The organism is Paenibacillus darwinianus (assembly GCF_000598065.1).
In the GTDB taxonomy this organism is placed as follows: domain Bacteria; phylum Bacillota; class Bacilli; order Paenibacillales; family Paenibacillaceae; genus Paenibacillus_I; species Paenibacillus_I darwinianus.
In genome coordinates this window covers 37,412-54,014 of sequence record NZ_KK082133.1, presented here as the reverse complement: position 1 = coordinate 54,014, position 16,603 = coordinate 37,412, and the positions used below count along the sequence as shown (strand labels likewise).

Below are 16,603 nucleotides of genomic sequence, written 5' to 3'. Positions count from 1 at the left end.
TGACCGACGCCGCCTGCAAGCCGGCCAGATTGAACGTCTTGCTCGGCGCGATACAGGTGATGGAATTGTGCGCGAACGCGTCCGAAATCGATGCAAACGGCGTATGGCGGTGTCCGCCGAATACGAGATCGTGGTGAATTTCGTCGGCCACCACCAGAACGCCGTGCCGGAGACAAATTTCGCCGAGCCGCTCCAGCTCTTCCCGCGTCCAGACGCGGCCGCCCGGATTGTGCGGCGAGCACAGCAGCAGCAGCTTGGCCCCTTCCGCCGCCTGCCGCTCTAGCAGCTCGAAATCCATCGTGAACCGGCCGTCCTGCAATTGAAGCGCGTTGTCCACCACCGTACGGCCGTTCATCCGGATCACGTCATAGAACGGATAATACACGGGCGATTGCAGAATGATGCCGTCTCCCGGCTTCGTGAAGACCTGGACGATCATGCTCAGCGCCGGCACGATCCCGGGGCTCGAGCTGATCCAGTCATGCTCGACCGCCCAGTTGTGGCGACGGGACAGCCAGCCGCTCACCGCCTCATAGTAATCATCCGTACGGATCGTATAGCCGTAGACGCCTTCCTGCGCCCGCTTCGTGATCGCCTCGACCACCTCGCGGGGCGGCTCAAAATCCATATCGGCGACCCACAGCGGTAAAATATCGGCCCGGCCGAACAGCTTCTCCGACTGGTCCCACTTATAGGAAGCCGTGCCCCCGCGGGGAACGACCCGGTCAAAATCATATGGTTTGCCCGTCATATCCGATCACTCCCCGATTTCCCGTTGGGCCGCTTCGAGCGCGCCCGCCAGATCTTCAATCAAATCGTCCGCATGCTCAATGCCTACCGAGAAGCGGAGCAGTCGGTCGTCGACGCCGATCTGCCGCCTGATCTCCTCCGGGATGTCCGCATGCGTCTGAACGGCCGGATACGTCATAAGCGATTCGACCCCGCCGAGGCTTTCGGCGAACGCGATCAGCTTGATGTGCCGGAGAATCGGCTCGACATAGCGGGCGTCCTTCAGGCGGAACGAGAAAATGCCGGTATTGCCGGACGACTGCCGGTTCTGGACATCATGTCCCGGGTGGTGCGGCAGCGCCGGGTAATACACCTCTTCGACCGCCGGATGCTCAAGCAGAAAATCGGCGATCCGCGTCGCATTGTACTGATGGCGTTCCATGCGAAGCGCCAGCGTCTTCATGCCGCGCATCAGCAGCCACGAATCCTGCGGCCCGAGCACCGCACCCATCGAATTGTGCAGGAAAAACATCTGCTCGGACAGCTCCTTGCCCTTCGTAACGATAAGCCCTGCGAGCACATCGTTATGGCCGCCCAAATATTTGGTCGCGCTGTGGACGACGATGTCCGCTCCCAGCTCGATCGGGCGTTGGAAGAAGGGCGTCAGCAGCGTATTGTCGACGATGACGAGCAGCCCCTTGCTTTTGGCCCATGCGCTTACCCGCTCCACATCGGTAATCATCATGAGCGGGTTAGTCGGCGTTTCGATCAGAATCGCCTTCGTGTTCGGCAGGCGAAGCGCCTCAAGCCCGTCGATATCGTTCGTATCGACGTAGGAGGCGGTCACGCCGAAGCGCGTCATGATTTTCTCCAGCAGCCGGTAGGTGCCGCCGTACAGATCAAGCGACACCAGCAGATGGTCGCCTTGGCCGAACAGCCCAAAGATCGTTTGAAGCGCCGCCATGCCGGAGCTGCAGGCAAACCCGGCGTCGCCGCTCTCCAGCTCGGCCGCCGCCGCTTCCAGCACGGCGCGGGTCGGGTTTTTCGTTCGGGAATAGTCGAAGCCCGTGCTTTCGCCAAGCTTCGGATGACGGAACGCGGTAGCCTGATAGACCGGGAAGCTTACCGCTCCCGTAACGGGTTCCTTTTGCGAACCGATTTGTGCCAAACGGCTTTCGATTTTCATGAACGGATGCTCCTTAGTCGATTTAGTTTAGATAAAAAACAAAAACAATATAAGCCCAGCGGCTTAGATGTTTGCGCCCAAATCGTACGGTGTCTGCTGGTACACATAATAGTTCAGCCAGTTCGAGAACAGCAGGTTGGCGTGCGCGCGCCACGAGGACAGCGGATGCTTCGCCGGATCATCGCCCGGAAAATAGTTCCTCGGCACTTGGATCCGCAGCCCCTTGGCCTTGTCCCGGTCGTACTCCCATTTCAGCGACAGCGGATCGTACTCCGAATGGCCGGTGACGAAAATTTGTTTCCCGTCCTTCGACGCGACCAGGTAAACGCCGGACTCCGCCGACTCCGAGAGCACCTCAAGATCGGCGACCTTGTCAATATCCGAGCGAAGCACATCCGTATGGCGAGATTGCGGGACAAAGAAAAGCTCGTCGAAGCCGCGCAGCAGCGGCACGTTGCGTTTCTCCAGCGTGTGCGGGAAAACGCCGAATATTTTCTCGGGCACGTCGTATTTCGGAACGCCGTAGTGGTGATAAAGTCCGGCCTGGGCCCCCCAACAAATGTGGAACGTCGATGTGACCGAACGCCGTGACCAATCCATAATGTCCTTCAGCTCTTCCCAATACGTGACCTCTTCAAACGGCAGATGCTCGACCGGCGCGCCGGTGATGATCATGCCGTCGTAATATTGATGGGCGATCTCGTCGAACGTTTTATAGAATGACTCCAGATGATCGGCGGACGTATTTTTGGACGTATGGGTCTTCGGATGAAGCAGCACGACCTCCACCTGCAGCGGCGTATTTCCGATCAGGCGCAACAGCTGGGTTTCCGTCGTTTCCTTGGTCGGCATCAGATTCAGAATCGCGATGCGGAGCGGACGGATGTCCTGTTGATAGGCGACGGATTCGTCCATGACGAAAATATTCTCATTCGCTAAAATTTCTTTGGCCGGCAAGCTGTCCGGGATTTTAATCGGCATTAAGGCTCACTCCTTCTGAGTAATGGTTGCATAAACTTAACGACGGGAGAGAGCAAAAAGAAGACCCTCTCTCAGCAGAGAAAGGGTCGGTTGAATACACGCATGTCCCTCTCTCATCTCCCAGAAACGTATGTTTCCGCAAGAATTAGCACCGTGCTTTTCGCCGGTTGCCGGGCTTCATCGGGCTAGTCCCTCCGCCTGCTCTTGATAAGAAAGAAAATATTCAATTGTCGGTGAACTTTCGTTGTGTTTTAGTGTATCGCATTCCGTCACCCTCGTCAAGAACCGTTGCCGCCACCATGTTGTTGCCGCCAGCGATAGGGGCACGCTCCACCGTCACCTTTGCCCGCAGAAGGAATAAACTGACGATGAGCGTTCGCACCCGTTTTCGTGCTTGTATGGAGTGGACGGGCGGGAGTATACTAGACAAGGATTGACACCTTTGGCCCCCGGCGGGTGCCGAAAATTGACGTCGAAGGAGTGCTTGCGATTATGGAAGGCGACCGATCTAGACCTGGCGGCTGCTTGTGCAAGTGGATGGATAATCGGATATCGTCCGGGCCCGGAAGCCGGCTATGATCGTGCTGCTCTTGCCGTTATCGTGAGCGCAGCCGCGCATTTCGCCGCGACCTCTGCCGCCCGACCGATATCCGCGCCCTTGGGCGGGATCACGGACGAGTGAGAGGAGTGAACGCGGATGAAAATCCGGCTGGTTAACAACGGCGTATTTACAGTGGAGGAAGACATTCAGGCCGCACTGGTTCCGCCGATTGAAGGCTTTTATTGGATCGACGCGGACGTGGAGGATCTGGCGGTGCTGCAGCCGCTTTTCGGCCTGCATGAGCTGGCCGTGGAGGACAGTCTGACCGAAGAGGAGCAGCGCCCCAAAATCGAAGTGCACGACGGCCATTATTTTATCGTCATCAACAGCATCCGGTTCGACGACGAAGAAATTTTTCTGCGCGCGCTGAACATTTTTCTTGGGCGCCATTATATCATTACCGTTACGAAGCAGAAAATCAACGAGCTGCGCGCGGTCAAGCCGCTGCTGCTCGAACATGAGGTCAACCGGCCCGACCGGTTTCTCTATCATATCGTCGACCTTGTGGTCGACAATTATTTCGTCGTCGGCGACCGGATCGACGCCCGCATCGAGAAGCTTGAGGAAGACATCCTCATGCACACAAAGAAGTCGCATCTGGAAGAAATCATCGGCTTGCGAGGCGAGATTCTGTGGCTGAAAAAGGTGCTCGGCCCGCAGAAGGAGGTCATTGCCGCCCTCAACAAGCGCGACCTCAAGCTGATTGACGACCAGCTGCAGAAATATTTTCACGATATTTATGAGAACGCGGTCAAGATTGCGGAGGCGTTCGAGACCTACCGCGATCTGATGAGCAACCTGCGCGAGGCGTATCAATCGAGCCTGGCTGCCCGCGCGAACGAAATCATGCGCGTGTTCACCGCGTTGACCACGATTTTCATGCCGCTCACCTTTCTGACCGGGATATACGGCATGAACTTCGATTACATTCCCGGCCTGAATTCGCCCGGCGGATCCTTGGTTCTGCTCGCTTTCATGCTGATTCTCGGCTTCGGCATGTTCTACATTTTCCGCAAGAAGGATTGGCTGTAAAGATTGCAACAAGAACACATAACCCCCCGCGGTCTGAAAGACGCGGGGGGTTCATTTCGTGCATGGTTGTCGGCACCGCACGCTCTAACCTGCATGACGTCGCTTATTTCCTCGCTGCCGGCCCATCTTCACGCTCTAACCTGCATGACGTCGCTTATTTCCTCGTTGCCGGCCCATCTTCACANNCTAACCTGCATGACGTCGCTTATTTCCTCGTTGCCGGCCCATCTTCACATTCTAACCTGCATGACGTCGCTTATTTCCTCGTTGCCGGCCCATCTTCACGCTCTAACCTGCATGACGTCGCTTATTTCCTCGTTGCCGGTGCCACGCTATCCCGCCTGCGACCGATTCGTAAAATACCGGCATGACCGCCAGGATCGTCGTCACAAAAGCGGAACGATGTGTTGCTAAGCGAAAACATTTGACAGCCCTCGTACCAATCCTGCCGCGTCCGCCCAAAGACGCCGGCCAAATTGCCGCCAGCAAACGGATAGCCTATAATAATACTATGCCGTTGTGATGTAACCATGAGGCGAGCGGCCAGGGGAGTGAACGACGTTGAATATCAGCCAGCTTGAAACGCTATTGACCATCTCCAAGACGATGAGCTTCCGCAAAGCCGGCGAGCTCCTCAACTTGACTCAGCCCGCCGTATCCGCGCAGATCAAAAGCCTGGAAGACGAATTCAAGACGGTGCTGATCGACCGCAATCAACCCGTGACGCTGACCGACCGCGGCCAGGTTTTTCTCGAGCATGCCGAACGGATTCTCGCCATTGTCGAAGAGCTCAAGCAGAAGCTGTCCGACTTGAACGAAACGCCGCAAGGCCATATCGTGCTCGGCACGACCTCGTCTTTTGCCATTCAGATACTGCCGCGTGTTCTCTCTTACTTTCAGAACCAGTTCCCGCTGATCAAGACGACGATCCATACCATGCCATCCTCGGTCGTCATGGCTAGCGTTGAGAACAATACAATAGATATCGGAATAACCTATCTATCCGAACGCAATCCGAATTTATTGTCGTCCGCGCTCTATTACGATACATTCGAGCTCATCGTCTCTCCGGACCATCCGCTTGGCGGTTCGAAGCATACGACCGTGGACAAACTAAAGGACATTCCGTTCATCATGCTTTCCCCCGATACGCTGGCAAGAAGGTTCGTGGACCAGCTGTTCCGCAAATACGACATCCAGCCGAATATCGTCATGGAGCTGACCAGCAGCGAGGAAGTCAAGCGGATGGTCGAGATCAATCTCGGGGCGGCCATCGTCTCCAAGCTGTCCATCGCGGGCGAGCTTAAGCGGGGCTCGCTGCAAATGATCAAGGTTCCCGAGCTCGAAGCGACCCATCCGGTCGGCCTCATTTACAAATCGGGCAGATATTTGAATTCGGCGATGCAGCAGTTTCTAAGCGATTTGAAAGGCATGCCGGAGCACCAATTCGTCAGCAGCGAATAGGCTTCGAGCATATAGGAGGAGGCGGCAGCCGTATGAAATTCGACCTGCACACCCACCATTTGCGGTGCGGCCACGCGGAGGGCACGATCGAGGACTATATCAAATCGGCGATTGAAGCAGGCTTGACCGCAATTGGCATATCGGACCATTCCCCTTATTTCGCGCACGAACTGGACCGTCCTCAGCCGCGGATTGCAATGGCGCGAAGCGAATTCGCGGACTATGTGCACGAGATTCTGGGCTTGAAGGAAAAATACAAGGACCGGATCGAGGTGCTGCTCGGTGTCGAATCCGATTTTTTCCCGGAGCACGCCCATGTTTACCGGACCGCTTACGAGGTGTATCCGTTCGATTACATCATCGGATCGGTGCATCAGGTGGGCGGGGTCAGCATTTTCAACCGGAACCGGTGGAAGGGGCTGTCGGAGAACAGACATGTGGAGGATAAAACGAGCTATTACCGGCTGATCGAGCAGTCGGCGCGAAGCGGAATTTTCCAGGTTCTCGGTCATATCGACGCGATGAAGGGCTATTATCCCGCCTTCTCCGATATCGCCGCGCACGATGCGGTCGACGACGCCCTGAAGGCGGCTGCGGACAACCGCATCGCCATCGAAATCAATACGTCGGGCTCGACGAAGGACTGCGGCGGCTGGTATCCGGCCGATGCAATTCTGGAGCGCGCGCTTCATTTTGGCGTCGACGTCACGTTCGGCTCGGATGCGCATCATCCGGGACGCGTCGGCGAGGATTGGGAACTGGTCCGGCAACGGCTCAAGGAGATCGGATTCCGCCACTGGGTGTTTTACCGTCAGAAACGTCCGGTGACGGTTCCGCTGTAACCGCGGGAGCCCCATTTTATATTGTTTTACATCCTTTATTCGATAAAAAAATGGACCCTGCCGCGAGCGGTCGGGTCCCAATAAGGTATATAAAAAAGGGGGTCTTGCTTATTATAATAGCCCACCAATGTGAAGGTACCATAACAGAACCATTTCAATTGTGTAACAAATGCCGTCCTTCATCTGCATGGAGAGTACGGCCGGCAGTTCCGGCGGGAGAATGAGTCGCTAACCTTACAGCTGACTGTTTACTCCGCGGATGAGAAAAGACGGGCTATACGCCCGTCCGTCTCTTTTGGTTATTCGTTTTTTTCGTCTTTTGGCTTTTCATCTTCTGAATACCGTCAGGCTGAAAGCTTTGCCGGGACTTGCCCGCCGCGGCCGCCTGTTCTTGCCTTTTGCCGGGCCAGCTTGCGCTTGACGGCGTCGGCCAGCGACACTTTACGGGGCTCGGAGGACTGCTCGTCCTGCCCGCCCAGCTTCGGATTCTCGCTCATCGGTTCACCTCATCCGCGTTCGATATCCTTAGTATGTCACATTTTCATCCGCGCCGCATCCTCTAGCCCGTCGAATCAATTGGACCGGAGCGCGTCAAGCGAGTAATCGCCGGCACCGGAAAACGCAATATTATAATAATATACTTACTTTAGTAAAGTATATTATTATTTTTATATTCGTGCCGGAATTGTCGTTTTTTTTCTTACTTTTTATGACCCTGCGTGATACAATATAGTTACTTAAAGTGGGGTGAAACCGGTGGACTACTCAAAAATGTGCCCAAAATACGAATCCGCTGCTGAACTGCTCGGCAAAAAATGGACGGGACTCATCATCCGCGTCTTGCTCGGCGGACCGAAAAGGTTCAAGGAGATCAAGGAGCAGATCCCGGAGATGAGCGACAAAATGCTGACCGACCGCATGAAGGAGCTCGAGGTTCTTGATGTTGTGAAGCGCAATGTCTACCCGGAAATGCCGGTACGGATCGAATACGAATTGACCAAAAAGGGACTCGGACTCGAGCCCGTAATCGAATCCATCCAGGAATGGGGCGAGGCGTGGATGTAAGCCGTCCGCGCCGCTCCGTACAAAATAAAAGACTGCGTAGGCGCCAAGCGCTTACGCAGTCTTTTTTCATGCCGCTATGCCTCGTGAATCGTTGCCGCCGCGGCGCTCTCCTCCCGGAAGCTGGCAAATAACCGGCGCTTCCGGTCTTCTCCCCATTGCAGCCGAGCAGCCATCCATTCGCCTACAAGCTCGAGCCCCGCAGCGACCGCGTGGCGGTCGAACAGCAGCATCCCCGTTCTGCGGACGAAAAAATCATCCAGGCCGGTGCACATTTCGTCCGTCATGCAATAGTCGGCCTCCGCGAGCAGCAGCGTCGTATCGGGATCCGACGGCGTTCCGACAAGCCCCGGCGGGCTCTCTTCGGCACGCCGCAGCACTTCCTTGGCATTCGTCCCGTATTTATAAACGAGCGCTTCTACACGCTTCCTTCCCGCAGTGCGGCCGATATCCGAATCGCATAAACCGTCAATAAACGAAGGGATCGCTTCTGCGGAGCCGAATTCACCACCCGCCAGCACGATTGTATCCGTATGGCAATCTTTGAACACCTTTCCGTACTCCTGCCGCAGCTGTCCGGCAACCAGATCCACGACGCGCTCCGCCATTTTCCGGTAACCGGTCAGCTTGCCGCCCGCAATCGTAATAAGACCGGATGGCGACAAAAAAATTTCGTCCTTCCGCGACAGCTCGGACGGCGACTTGCCCTCCTGATGGATCAACGGCCGGAGTCCCGCCCAGCCCGATTCAATGTCCTTTTGCTGCAGCTTCGCCTCGGGGAACATATGGTTTACGGCGTTCAAAAGGTAGGCCGCATCGGCCTGTGTGAGCACGGGCGCCTCCAGATTGCCCTCGTAATTCGTATCGGTGGTGCCGACGTAGACGGCGCGGCCGCGCGGAATCGCAAAAATCATGCGTCCGTCCGGCACGTCGAAATAGACCGATTGCTTGAGCGGCAGCTTCTCGTGCGGGACGACCAGATGAACGCCTTTGGTCAGATGGAGACGTTTGCCCGATAACGACTTATCCTCGGCCCGCAGTTGATCCGCCCACGGGCCCGCCGCATTGACCACTTTGGCCGCCGAAATGCGATGGGAGCCTCCGGTGATGAGATCGGTTACGTCGGCCCCCGTCAGCTTGCCGTCCTCGTAAACCAGCCCGGTCGCTTCGGCGTAATTGACGCACAACGCGCCAAGCCGGCCGGCCGTTTTCATCACCTCGATCGTCAAGCGGGCATCATCGGTCCGGTATTCGATATACAGGCCGGCCCCCCTCAAAATATCGCGCCGCAGCAGCGGCTCGACATGCTCCGTCCGCTGTTTGCTCAGCATGACGCGCCGTTCCTTCCGGCCGACACCGGCCAAACGGTCGTAAATCCACAGCCCGACGGAGGTCGCCCACTTGCCATAGGTGCCGCGCTCGACGAGCGGCAGCAGCATTTTCTCCGGAATCACAAGGTGCGGCGCATTTCTGTATAAAATCGCCCGCTCGCGGCCAACCTCTCGCACCAGCCTGATTTCGCCCTGCTTCAAGTATCTCAGGCCGCCATGGATCAGCTTCGTGGACCGGCTGCTCGTGCCTGCGGCGAAATCCTGCTTTTCCACCAGACCGACGCGCAGGCCGCGCGATGCCGCATCCAGCGCAATGCCGGCGCCTGTGATGCCTCCGCCGATGACCAGCAAATCGAGCGGATGCTCCGACATACGTTTCAGTGTAGACGTTCGTTCGGTTGCAGCAAACGGCAGCTCGTTCATAAAAAGTCTCTCCTTACCGCGGTAAGCGTCAGTTGGCGTGATATGGCGCAGCGCGCCGTTACTCCTCTTCCTTTTCCCATTCCATTGTCCGCTTGACCGCTTTCTTCCAGCCGTTATACAGCTTCGTGCGGACGGCTTCCTCCATATGGGGAGCGAACCGGGTATCCGTCGTTGAATTGGACATCAGCTCCGATCGGTCCCAGAAGCCAACGGCGAGCCCTGCCAGATAGGCGGCTCCGAGCGCCGTCGTTTCCGTCACCTGCGGCCTGCATACATCAACGCCGAGAATGTCCGCCTGGAACTGCATCAGCAGGTTGTTGGCAGTGGCGCCTCCGTCCACTCGAAGCGATTGCAGCCGGAGCCCGGAATCGCTCTCCATCGCGCGCAGCACATCCTTCGTTTGATAGGCCAGCGAGTTCAACGTCGCGCGCACGAGATGGCCTTTGCCCGAGCCGCGCGTCAAACCGAAGATCGCGCCTCTTGCATACATGTCCCAATAGGGCGCGCCAAGTCCGGCGAAGGCCGGCACGACGTAAACGCCGCCCGTATCCTTAACCGTACTCGCATAGTATTCGGAATCCGCCGCCGAATCGATGAGCTTAAGGCCGTCGCGAAGCCACTGCACGGCTGCCCCCGCGATGAAAATGCTGCCTTCCAGAGCATATTCCACCTTGCCGTCAATGCCCCACGCAATCGTAGTCAAAAGGCCGCACTTGGAAGCGACGGCGCGCTCGCCGGTGTTCATCAGCATGAAGCAGCCGGTGCCGTAGGTGTTTTTGGCCATACCGGACGCGAAGCAGGTTTGGCCGAACAGCGCCGCCTGCTGATCGCCGGCAACCCCTGTGATCGGAATTTCCGCCCCGCCGAACGTGTGTTCATCTGTCAAGCCGAACGGGCCCGACGAAGGCTTCACCTCCGGCAGCATGGAGGCGGGGATGTCCAGCTCCTTCAGCAGCTTTTCATCCCATTGAAGCGCCTTGATATTGTAGAGCAGCGTCCGGGACGCATTGGAATAATCGGTCGCGTGCTCCCGGCCCCGGGTCAGGTTCCAGATCAGCCACGTATCGACCGTTCCGAAAAGCAGCTCCCCCCGCTCGGCCCTTTCACGCGCGCCCGGCACGTTATCCAGCAGCCATTTGATCTTGGTGCCCGAGAAATAGGCGTCTGCGACAAGGCCCGTATTTTCCTTGATGTACGTCTCCAGCCCGCGCTGCTTCAAGTCGTCGCAAATGCCGGCCGTCCGCCGGTCCTGCCACACGATAGCATGATGGATTGGCTTGCCGGTGTGCTTATCCCAAATCACAACCGTTTCCCGCTGGTTAGTAATACCGATCGAGGCAATTTCCTGCGGACGGACGCCGACGCGCTCCAGCACCTCGCGGGCTACCCCACTCTGCGTCGCCCATATTTCCATTGCGTCATGCTCGACCCAGCCGGGCTGGGGATAGAACTGCGTTAATGCCTTCTGCGCGATCGCCACGATGCCGCCAGCCTTGCCGAACAGGATCGCCCTTGAGCTGGTAGTCCCCTGATCGAGCGCCAGCACATATTTTTTATCCATCTGTCAGACCTCCGTCCGCGAACCTCGTAAAAACCAATCGATATTCTCATATATACCGGATCAAACCGGATCTGTAAACCCTTTCAATGAATTGTTCGCGATGTGAAGATGGAAAACGGCCCCTAGCAGGTCGACATCCGGTCGTCGAGCATGCGGCACGCTGAAAAGCGCGCAAAAACGCCCGGACAGTGTCCGGGCGCCCTGTTGCAGCGTTCATCTATCACTCTTGAATCGCTGTAGCTTGAGTTGCCAAGCTGGAGCCGACTTCGTTATTACATACCGAGCCATTGCTTGAACATATGCTTTGTCGTATCCTTGTTGATTGCTGCGATCGAGGTCGTCAATGGAATGCCCTTCGGGCATGCGCGCACGCAGTTCTGCGAGTTGCCGCAGCCCTCGATGCCGCCGTCTTCCATCAGCGTCTCGAGACGTTCTTCCTTGTTCATCTCGCCCGTCGGATGAGCGTTGAACAGCCGTACCTGCGAAATCGCCGCTGGTCCGATAAAGCTCGTCCGGTCGTTCACGTTCGGGCAGGCTTCGAGGCAGACGCCGCAGGTCATGCACTTGGACAGCTCGTACGCCCATTGGCGCTTCGTCTCCGCCATGCGCGGTCCCGGGCCCAGATCGTACGTGCCATCGATCGGAATCCACGCCTTCACGCGCTTCAACGCATTGAACATGCGCTCGCGGTTGATGACCAGATCGCGAACGACCGGGAACGTGCGCATCGGCTCTAGCCGGATCGGCTGCTCGAGCTTATCGATCAGCGCCGAGCAGGCCTGGCGCGGCTTGCCGTTGATGATCATCGAGCAGGCGCCGCACACTTCCTCCAGACAGTTGGATTCCCAGCAGACCGGCGCGGTTTGCTTGCCCTCGGCGTTCAACGGGCTGCGCTGAATCTCCATAAGCGCGCTGATGACGTTCATGTTCGCGCGGTAAGGCACTTCGAACGTTTCCGTGTAAGGAGCGGCATCGGGACTGTCCTGACGGGTGATAATGAACTTGATCGTTTTGCCGGCCGCAGCCGTAGCCGTAGTTGTCTCCGCCATCGTTATTCTCCTTTCTTCTTGTCGCTCGAATAGTCGCGTTTACGCGGCTTGATCAGCGAGACGTCGATGTCCTCGTAGCTGATTTTCGGGCCGTCCGGCGTCCAGGTCGCCTTCGTCGTCTTCATGAACTCGTCGTCGTTGCGCTCCGGGAACTCCGGCTTGTAATGCGCGCCGCGGCTTTCGTTCCGGAGCAGGCCGCCGAGCGTCATGGCTTCGGCAAGCTCCAGCATGTTCCACAGCTGGCGGGTAAAGGCGGCGCCGGTATTGTTCCAGCGCGCCGTATCGTTGATGTTGATCTTCGCATAGCGCTGCTTCAGTTCCTTAATCTTGTCGATCGTCTCCTGCAGCTTGTTGTTGTAGCGCACGACGGTCATGTTGTTCGTCATCCACTCGCCGAGCTCTTTATGCAGCACATATGCGTTCTCGGTGCCGTTCATCCCGATAATCGACTCGTATTTCGCGGTGTGGCGCTGCTTCTCGCGGTCGAATACCGACGATGAGATGTCTTCGGCCGACTTCGTCAGCCCTTTGATGTATTCGACCGCTTTCGGTCCGGCCATCATGCCGCCGTAAATCGCCGATACGAGCGAGTTCGCGCCGAGGCGGTTCGCGCCGTGGTATTGATATTCGCACTCGCCGGCCGCAAACAGACCGGGAACGTTCGTCATCTGGTTGTAGTCGACCCACATGCCGCCCATCGAATAGTGCACGGCCGGGAAAATTTTCATCGGAATCTTCCGCGGGTCGTCGCCCATGAATTTCTCGTAAATTTCGATGATGCCGCCGAGTTTCACGTCCAGCTCCTTCGGATCCTTGTGCGACAGGTCGAGATAAACCATGTTCTCGCCGTTCACGCCAAGCTTCATGTCGACGCATACGGCGAAAATTTCGCGGGTCGCGATATCGCGCGGCACGAGGTTGCCGTACGCCGGATATTTCTCCTCAAGGAAGTACCACGGCTTGCCGTCCTTGTACGTCCAGACGCGGCCGCCTTCGCCTCGCGCCGATTCGGACATCAGGCGCAGCTTGTCGTCGCCGGGAATCGCGGTCGGGTGAATCTGGATGAATTCGCCGTTCGCGTAATGGACGCCCTGCTGATACACGGCGCTTGCCGCCGTCCCCGTGTTGATGACGGAGTTCGTCGTTTTGCCGAAAATGATGCCGGGGCCGCCTGTCGCCAGAATGACCGCGTCCGCCGCCACCGTATGAACCTCCATCGAGCGCAGATCCTGCGCGGAAACGCCGCGGCATACGCCGTCGTCGTCCAGCACGGCGCCAAGGAATTCCCAATGCTCGTATTTGGTGACCAGACCTGCCGTCTCCCAACGGCGGACCTGCTCGTCCAGCGCATACAGCAGCTGCTGGCCGGTGGTCGCGCCCGCAAATGCCGTGCGGTGATGCTTCGTGCCGCCGAACCGGCGGAAATCGAGCAGCCCTTCGGGCGTCCGGTTGAACATAACGCCCATCCGGTCCATCAGGTGAATGATGCCCGGCGCCGCTTCGCACATCGCTTTAACAGGCGGTTGGTTGGCGAGGAAGTCCCCGCCGTAGATCGTATCGTCAAAGTGCTCCCACGGGGAGTCGCCTTCGCCCTTCGTATTGACCGCTCCGTTAATGCCGCCTTGCGCGCACACCGAGTGGGAGCGCTTGACCGGCACGACGGAGAACAAATCGACGTGCATGCCCGCTTCCGCGGCTTTAATGGTAGCCATTAGACCGGCAAGACCGCCGCCTACGACGATGATTTTATTTTTAGCCATTTCGATTCGCTCCTTATTCGCAGACTATCCAATATTGGCGAGTGTCCGCAGCGTCTCGACGGCCGCGCTCGCATCCTTAAATTCATCGCCCCGGAAAGCCAGCAGCGATGCCATGAACATGCCGGTTGCGATCACAAACACAATCATCCATACATAGGAAGAAAAACGCTGCGCCCTCGGCCCGACCGTGATGCCCCAGCTAACGAGGAACGCCCACATGCCGTTGGAGAAATGGAACATCGAAGCGACCACGCCGATCATGTAAAAAAAGAAGTACAGGTTGTTGGTCACGATGGCATTCATCGTCGCGCCGAGATCTCCGTACGAAATATTGCCGAGGAGCACCTGTATCCGCGTCTGATAAACATGCCACGCCACGAAAATGAACGTGATGACCCCTGAAATCCGCTGCAGCGCGAACGCCCAGTTGCGGCCGTATTGGAACTGGCCGGTGTTGATGTTCGATTGATAGGCGATATACAAGCCGTAAATGCCGTGGAATAACAGCGGCAGCCAGATGCCGACAATTTCAAGCACAAGCACGATCGGCAAGCCGTTAATAAATTTCACGGCGGCCTTAAAGCCTTCCGCCCCTCCCTCAACCGCCGAGAAGTTCGTCAGCATATGGCTGATGATGAACATACTGAGCGGGATCACTCCGAGGAGCGAATGAATGCGGCGCGAGTAATACGAATTTCCTTTCATAACGTAAGCGTTCTCCTTTCCCGACTGGACAAGCGTCTGTAAGCCATCTTACATTTTACTCCCGCACCCCGGGACCGTCAATGCAAGGTTCGACACAAAAATGCCACAGTTCTCATGCTACTCCTTTTTCGCTTATAATGGTATTGCCGATTTATTATAATAACTTATAACTTTTACGTATATAGGAGGCCGTTATGCTGGAGGAGCTTCACTTTTTCGCCACAGTCGTCGAGCAGTCAAGCCTGAACAAGGCATCCACGCTGTTAAATCTGTCACAACCGGCGCTTTCGCGCAAACTGGCAAAGCTTGAGGAGGATCTCGGGGTTCTCCTGTTCAGACGGGTCGGCAAACGCCTGGAGCTGACGCGGGTTGGCCAATTGACTTACGATTATGCGCTAGAGACGCGGCGGCGCCATTTCCGCTTCCTGCAGACGATCAGCGGAGACGGCGCGCCGGGGCGGACCTCGATTCTGATCGGCGCGAGCCTCACGACCCTCCAGACGACGTTGCCCGATCTCATCCAGATGATGACCGAATCGCATCCCGAGGTCGATATTAAAGCCGTCACCGGCAAAACGCATGAAATCGTCTCGCTCGTTCGCGACAGCAAAGCCGATATCGGCATCGTCGCCTCCCGTATCGACGATCCCGCGCTGTTTTGCGTGCCGCTATTCGACGATCATCTGGAGCTTGCACTGCCCCGCGGGCACTACGTAACCGATGCCGCCCCCGGGGCCATGAGCATCGCCGATCTGAACGGCCTGCCGATGATCCTGTTCGCCAAAGGCACTTGGTACCGGATTCTCACGGACGAGCTGTTCGCCAAATACGAGCTGAAGCCGGACGTGCGGATGGAGATCGATTCGTTCGAAGCGATCCTCCGACTGATGCACACCTGCCGGGCGGGCACACTGCTCCCGAAGTCCTACATCCGCGACCGGCTGCTGGAAGACAACGACCTGACAGTCGTCCCCGTCAGGGAGCTGGAGGAGACGAAACGGACCACATCGCTCATTCATCCCGGGCCGGATCGGATGAACCCGTCCGTCAAATTGTGGGTCGAGGCGATCGCCGCGTTTTTTGCGCGCGGCAAGTAGAGGATTTTCCGCGGTTCCCGCCACATGCCATGCGTAAAAGCCGCAGGCGACGCTCCGGCGGCTGGAATCGTGCGCAATCGAGAATGGTACGGCATGAATATGGACTAACGCGATTTGGCCGTCACGGAGCCCTCAAACGCATCAATTTGGTGATTCGTTCCGATGACGACCATGATGTCCTTCTCCTGGAGCGTATCCGCAGCGGTAGGCGCAATGATGACGCCGTTAGATTTGTTGATCGCGACGATGCTGCATCCGAATTTGGCGCGCGGATTCAACTCCTGCAAAGACATGCCGTCCAGGCATTTCGGCACGGCCAGCTCCGCAATCGTGTAATCTTTGGACAGCTCAATGTAATCGAGCAGGTTCGGCGATACGAGCTGATGCGCGACGCGCACACCCATGTCGCGCTCGGGATAAATGACGCGGTCGACGCCTATTTTCTCCAGTACGCGGCCGTGCAGTTCGCTCATCGCTTTGGCGACCACCTGCTTCACGCCCAAATCCTTGAGCAGAATGGCCGTCAGAATGCTGGCCTGAATATCGTCGCCGATCGCCACGACGCCGCAGTCGAAATTGCGGACGCCGAGCGAACGCAGCGCTTCCTCGTCGGTCGAGTCTGCCGCTACGGTGTGCGTGAGCGCATGGCTCATCTCATTGACGATTTCTTCATCCATATCGATGCCGAGCACCTCATAGCCGAGCTCGATCAGTTCTTTGCCGAGGCTCGAGCCGAACCTGCCCATGCCGATGATGACAAATTGGTTCTTTTTCACGTTG

At 57.2% G+C, this 16,603-nt stretch carries 15 protein-coding genes and 1 riboswitch; of the genes, 5 read left to right on the top strand and 10 right to left on the bottom strand.

Annotated features, from left to right (window positions below):
- The 3 genes from BG52_RS02690 to metA all read right to left on the bottom strand — a co-directional run.
- Positions 1-751 (bottom strand): MalY/PatB family protein (locus BG52_RS02690; RefSeq protein WP_036666799.1); only part of this gene is annotated, 751 nt, incomplete at its 3' end.
- A 6-nt stretch (positions 752-757) separates the two neighbouring features.
- Positions 758-1,915, bottom strand: a complete 1,158-nt coding sequence (locus tag BG52_RS02685) for a PLP-dependent transferase (RefSeq protein ID WP_036584786.1) — start codon at positions 1,913-1,915, stop codon at positions 758-760.
- A 63-nt stretch (positions 1,916-1,978) separates the two neighbouring features.
- Positions 1,979-2,896 (bottom strand): homoserine O-acetyltransferase MetA, encoded by a 918-nt coding sequence (metA, locus tag BG52_RS02680; protein ID WP_036584788.1) that lies wholly within the window; start codon positions 2,894-2,896, stop codon positions 1,979-1,981.
- 110 nt (positions 2,897-3,006) lie between these two features.
- A riboswitch (SAM riboswitch) is annotated at positions 3,007-3,110 on the bottom strand.
- Positions 3,111-3,593: 483 nt separating this feature from the next.
- Between metA and corA the strand changes: the two genes are divergently transcribed.
- The 3 genes from corA (at position 3,594) to BG52_RS02665 (ending at position 6,835) form a co-directional block, all read left to right on the top strand.
- Complete coding sequence (corA, locus tag BG52_RS02675; RefSeq protein ID WP_036584790.1) at positions 3,594-4,529, top strand: magnesium/cobalt transporter CorA; 936 nt, start codon at positions 3,594-3,596, stop codon at positions 4,527-4,529.
- A 561-nt stretch (positions 4,530-5,090) separates the two neighbouring features.
- Complete coding sequence (locus tag BG52_RS02670; protein WP_036584792.1) at positions 5,091-5,993, top strand: LysR family transcriptional regulator; 903 nt, start codon at positions 5,091-5,093, stop codon at positions 5,991-5,993.
- A gap of 32 nt (positions 5,994-6,025) precedes the next feature.
- The gene (locus BG52_RS02665; RefSeq protein WP_036584794.1) at positions 6,026-6,835 is read left to right on the top strand and encodes a histidinol-phosphatase; all 810 of its coding nucleotides are present in this window, start codon (positions 6,026-6,028) and stop codon (positions 6,833-6,835) included.
- A 344-nt stretch (positions 6,836-7,179) separates the two neighbouring features.
- Here BG52_RS02665 and BG52_RS15570 read toward each other — a convergent pair whose 3' ends face one another.
- Complete coding sequence (locus tag BG52_RS15570) at positions 7,180-7,332, bottom strand: hypothetical protein (RefSeq protein ID WP_317628059.1); 153 nt, start codon at positions 7,330-7,332, stop codon at positions 7,180-7,182.
- A 259-nt stretch (positions 7,333-7,591) separates the two neighbouring features.
- On the opposite strand from BG52_RS15570, the gene BG52_RS02660 reads away from it, so the two are divergent.
- Positions 7,592-7,900 carry a winged helix-turn-helix transcriptional regulator gene (locus BG52_RS02660; RefSeq protein WP_036584795.1) on the top strand — a complete coding sequence of 103 codons (309 nt, stop codon included), beginning with the start codon at positions 7,592-7,594 and terminating at the stop codon, positions 7,898-7,900.
- 74 nt (positions 7,901-7,974) lie between these two features.
- Here BG52_RS02660 and BG52_RS02655 read toward each other — a convergent pair whose 3' ends face one another.
- The 5 genes from BG52_RS02655 to BG52_RS02635 form a co-directional block, all read right to left on the bottom strand.
- Positions 7,975-9,651: a glycerol-3-phosphate dehydrogenase/oxidase gene (locus BG52_RS02655; RefSeq protein WP_036584797.1), complete on the bottom strand. Its 1,677-nt coding sequence runs from the start codon at positions 9,649-9,651 to the stop codon at positions 7,975-7,977.
- A gap of 58 nt (positions 9,652-9,709) precedes the next feature.
- On the bottom strand, positions 9,710-11,212 hold the full coding sequence (gene glpK / locus BG52_RS02650) for a glycerol kinase GlpK (RefSeq protein ID WP_036584799.1): 1,503 nt from the start codon (positions 11,210-11,212) through the stop codon (positions 9,710-9,712).
- A 272-nt stretch (positions 11,213-11,484) separates the two neighbouring features.
- Positions 11,485-12,261 carry a succinate dehydrogenase iron-sulfur subunit gene (gene sdhB / locus BG52_RS02645; RefSeq protein WP_036584802.1) on the bottom strand — a complete coding sequence of 259 codons (777 nt, stop codon included), beginning with the start codon at positions 12,259-12,261 and terminating at the stop codon, positions 11,485-11,487.
- Positions 12,262-12,263: 2 nt separating this feature from the next.
- Positions 12,264-14,021: a succinate dehydrogenase flavoprotein subunit gene (gene sdhA / locus BG52_RS02640; RefSeq protein ID WP_036584804.1), complete on the bottom strand. Its 1,758-nt coding sequence runs from the start codon at positions 14,019-14,021 to the stop codon at positions 12,264-12,266.
- Positions 14,022-14,045: 24 nt separating this feature from the next.
- The gene (locus tag BG52_RS02635) at positions 14,046-14,726 is read right to left on the bottom strand and encodes a succinate dehydrogenase cytochrome b558 subunit (protein ID WP_036584806.1); all 681 of its coding nucleotides are present in this window, start codon (positions 14,724-14,726) and stop codon (positions 14,046-14,048) included.
- A 194-nt stretch (positions 14,727-14,920) separates the two neighbouring features.
- Between BG52_RS02635 and BG52_RS02630 the strand changes: the two genes are divergently transcribed.
- On the top strand, positions 14,921-15,823 hold the full coding sequence (locus BG52_RS02630; RefSeq protein WP_036584808.1) for a LysR family transcriptional regulator: 903 nt from the start codon (positions 14,921-14,923) through the stop codon (positions 15,821-15,823).
- Positions 15,824-15,927: 104 nt separating this feature from the next.
- On the opposite strand, the gene BG52_RS02625 is transcribed toward BG52_RS02630, so the two are convergent.
- Complete coding sequence (locus tag BG52_RS02625; RefSeq protein ID WP_036584810.1) at positions 15,928-16,599, bottom strand: potassium channel family protein; 672 nt, start codon at positions 16,597-16,599, stop codon at positions 15,928-15,930.
- Positions 16,600-16,603: the final 4 nt, after the last annotated feature.

Excerpts from the sequence above, each read along its gene's own strand:
- glpK (WP_036584799.1), bottom strand. The coding sequence starts at position 11,212 with ATGGATAAAAAATATGTGCTGGCGCTCGATCAGGGGACTACCAGCTCA.
- BG52_RS02655 (WP_036584797.1), bottom strand. The coding sequence starts at position 9,651 with ATGAACGAGCTGCCGTTTGCTGCAACCGAACGAACGTCTACACTGAAA.
- BG52_RS02685 (WP_036584786.1), bottom strand. The coding sequence starts at position 1,915 with ATGAAAATCGAAAGCCGTTTGGCACAAATCGGTTCGCAAAAGGAACCC.
- BG52_RS02630 (WP_036584808.1), top strand. The coding sequence starts at position 14,921 with ATGCTGGAGGAGCTTCACTTTTTCGCCACAGTCGTCGAGCAGTCAAGC.
- metA (WP_036584788.1), bottom strand. The coding sequence starts at position 2,896 with ATGCCGATTAAAATCCCGGACAGCTTGCCGGCCAAAGAAATTTTAGCG.
- sdhB (WP_036584802.1), bottom strand. The coding sequence starts at position 12,261 with ATGGCGGAGACAACTACGGCTACGGCTGCGGCCGGCAAAACGATCAAG.
- BG52_RS02635 (WP_036584806.1), bottom strand. The coding sequence starts at position 14,726 with ATGAAAGGAAATTCGTATTACTCGCGCCGCATTCATTCGCTCCTCGGA.
- BG52_RS02665 (WP_036584794.1), top strand. The coding sequence starts at position 6,026 with ATGAAATTCGACCTGCACACCCACCATTTGCGGTGCGGCCACGCGGAG.
- sdhA (WP_036584804.1), bottom strand. The coding sequence starts at position 14,021 with ATGGCTAAAAATAAAATCATCGTCGTAGGCGGCGGTCTTGCCGGTCTA.
- corA (WP_036584790.1), top strand. The coding sequence starts at position 3,594 with ATGAAAATCCGGCTGGTTAACAACGGCGTATTTACAGTGGAGGAAGAC.
- BG52_RS15570 (WP_317628059.1), bottom strand. The coding sequence starts at position 7,332 with ATGAGCGAGAATCCGAAGCTGGGCGGGCAGGACGAGCAGTCCTCCGAG.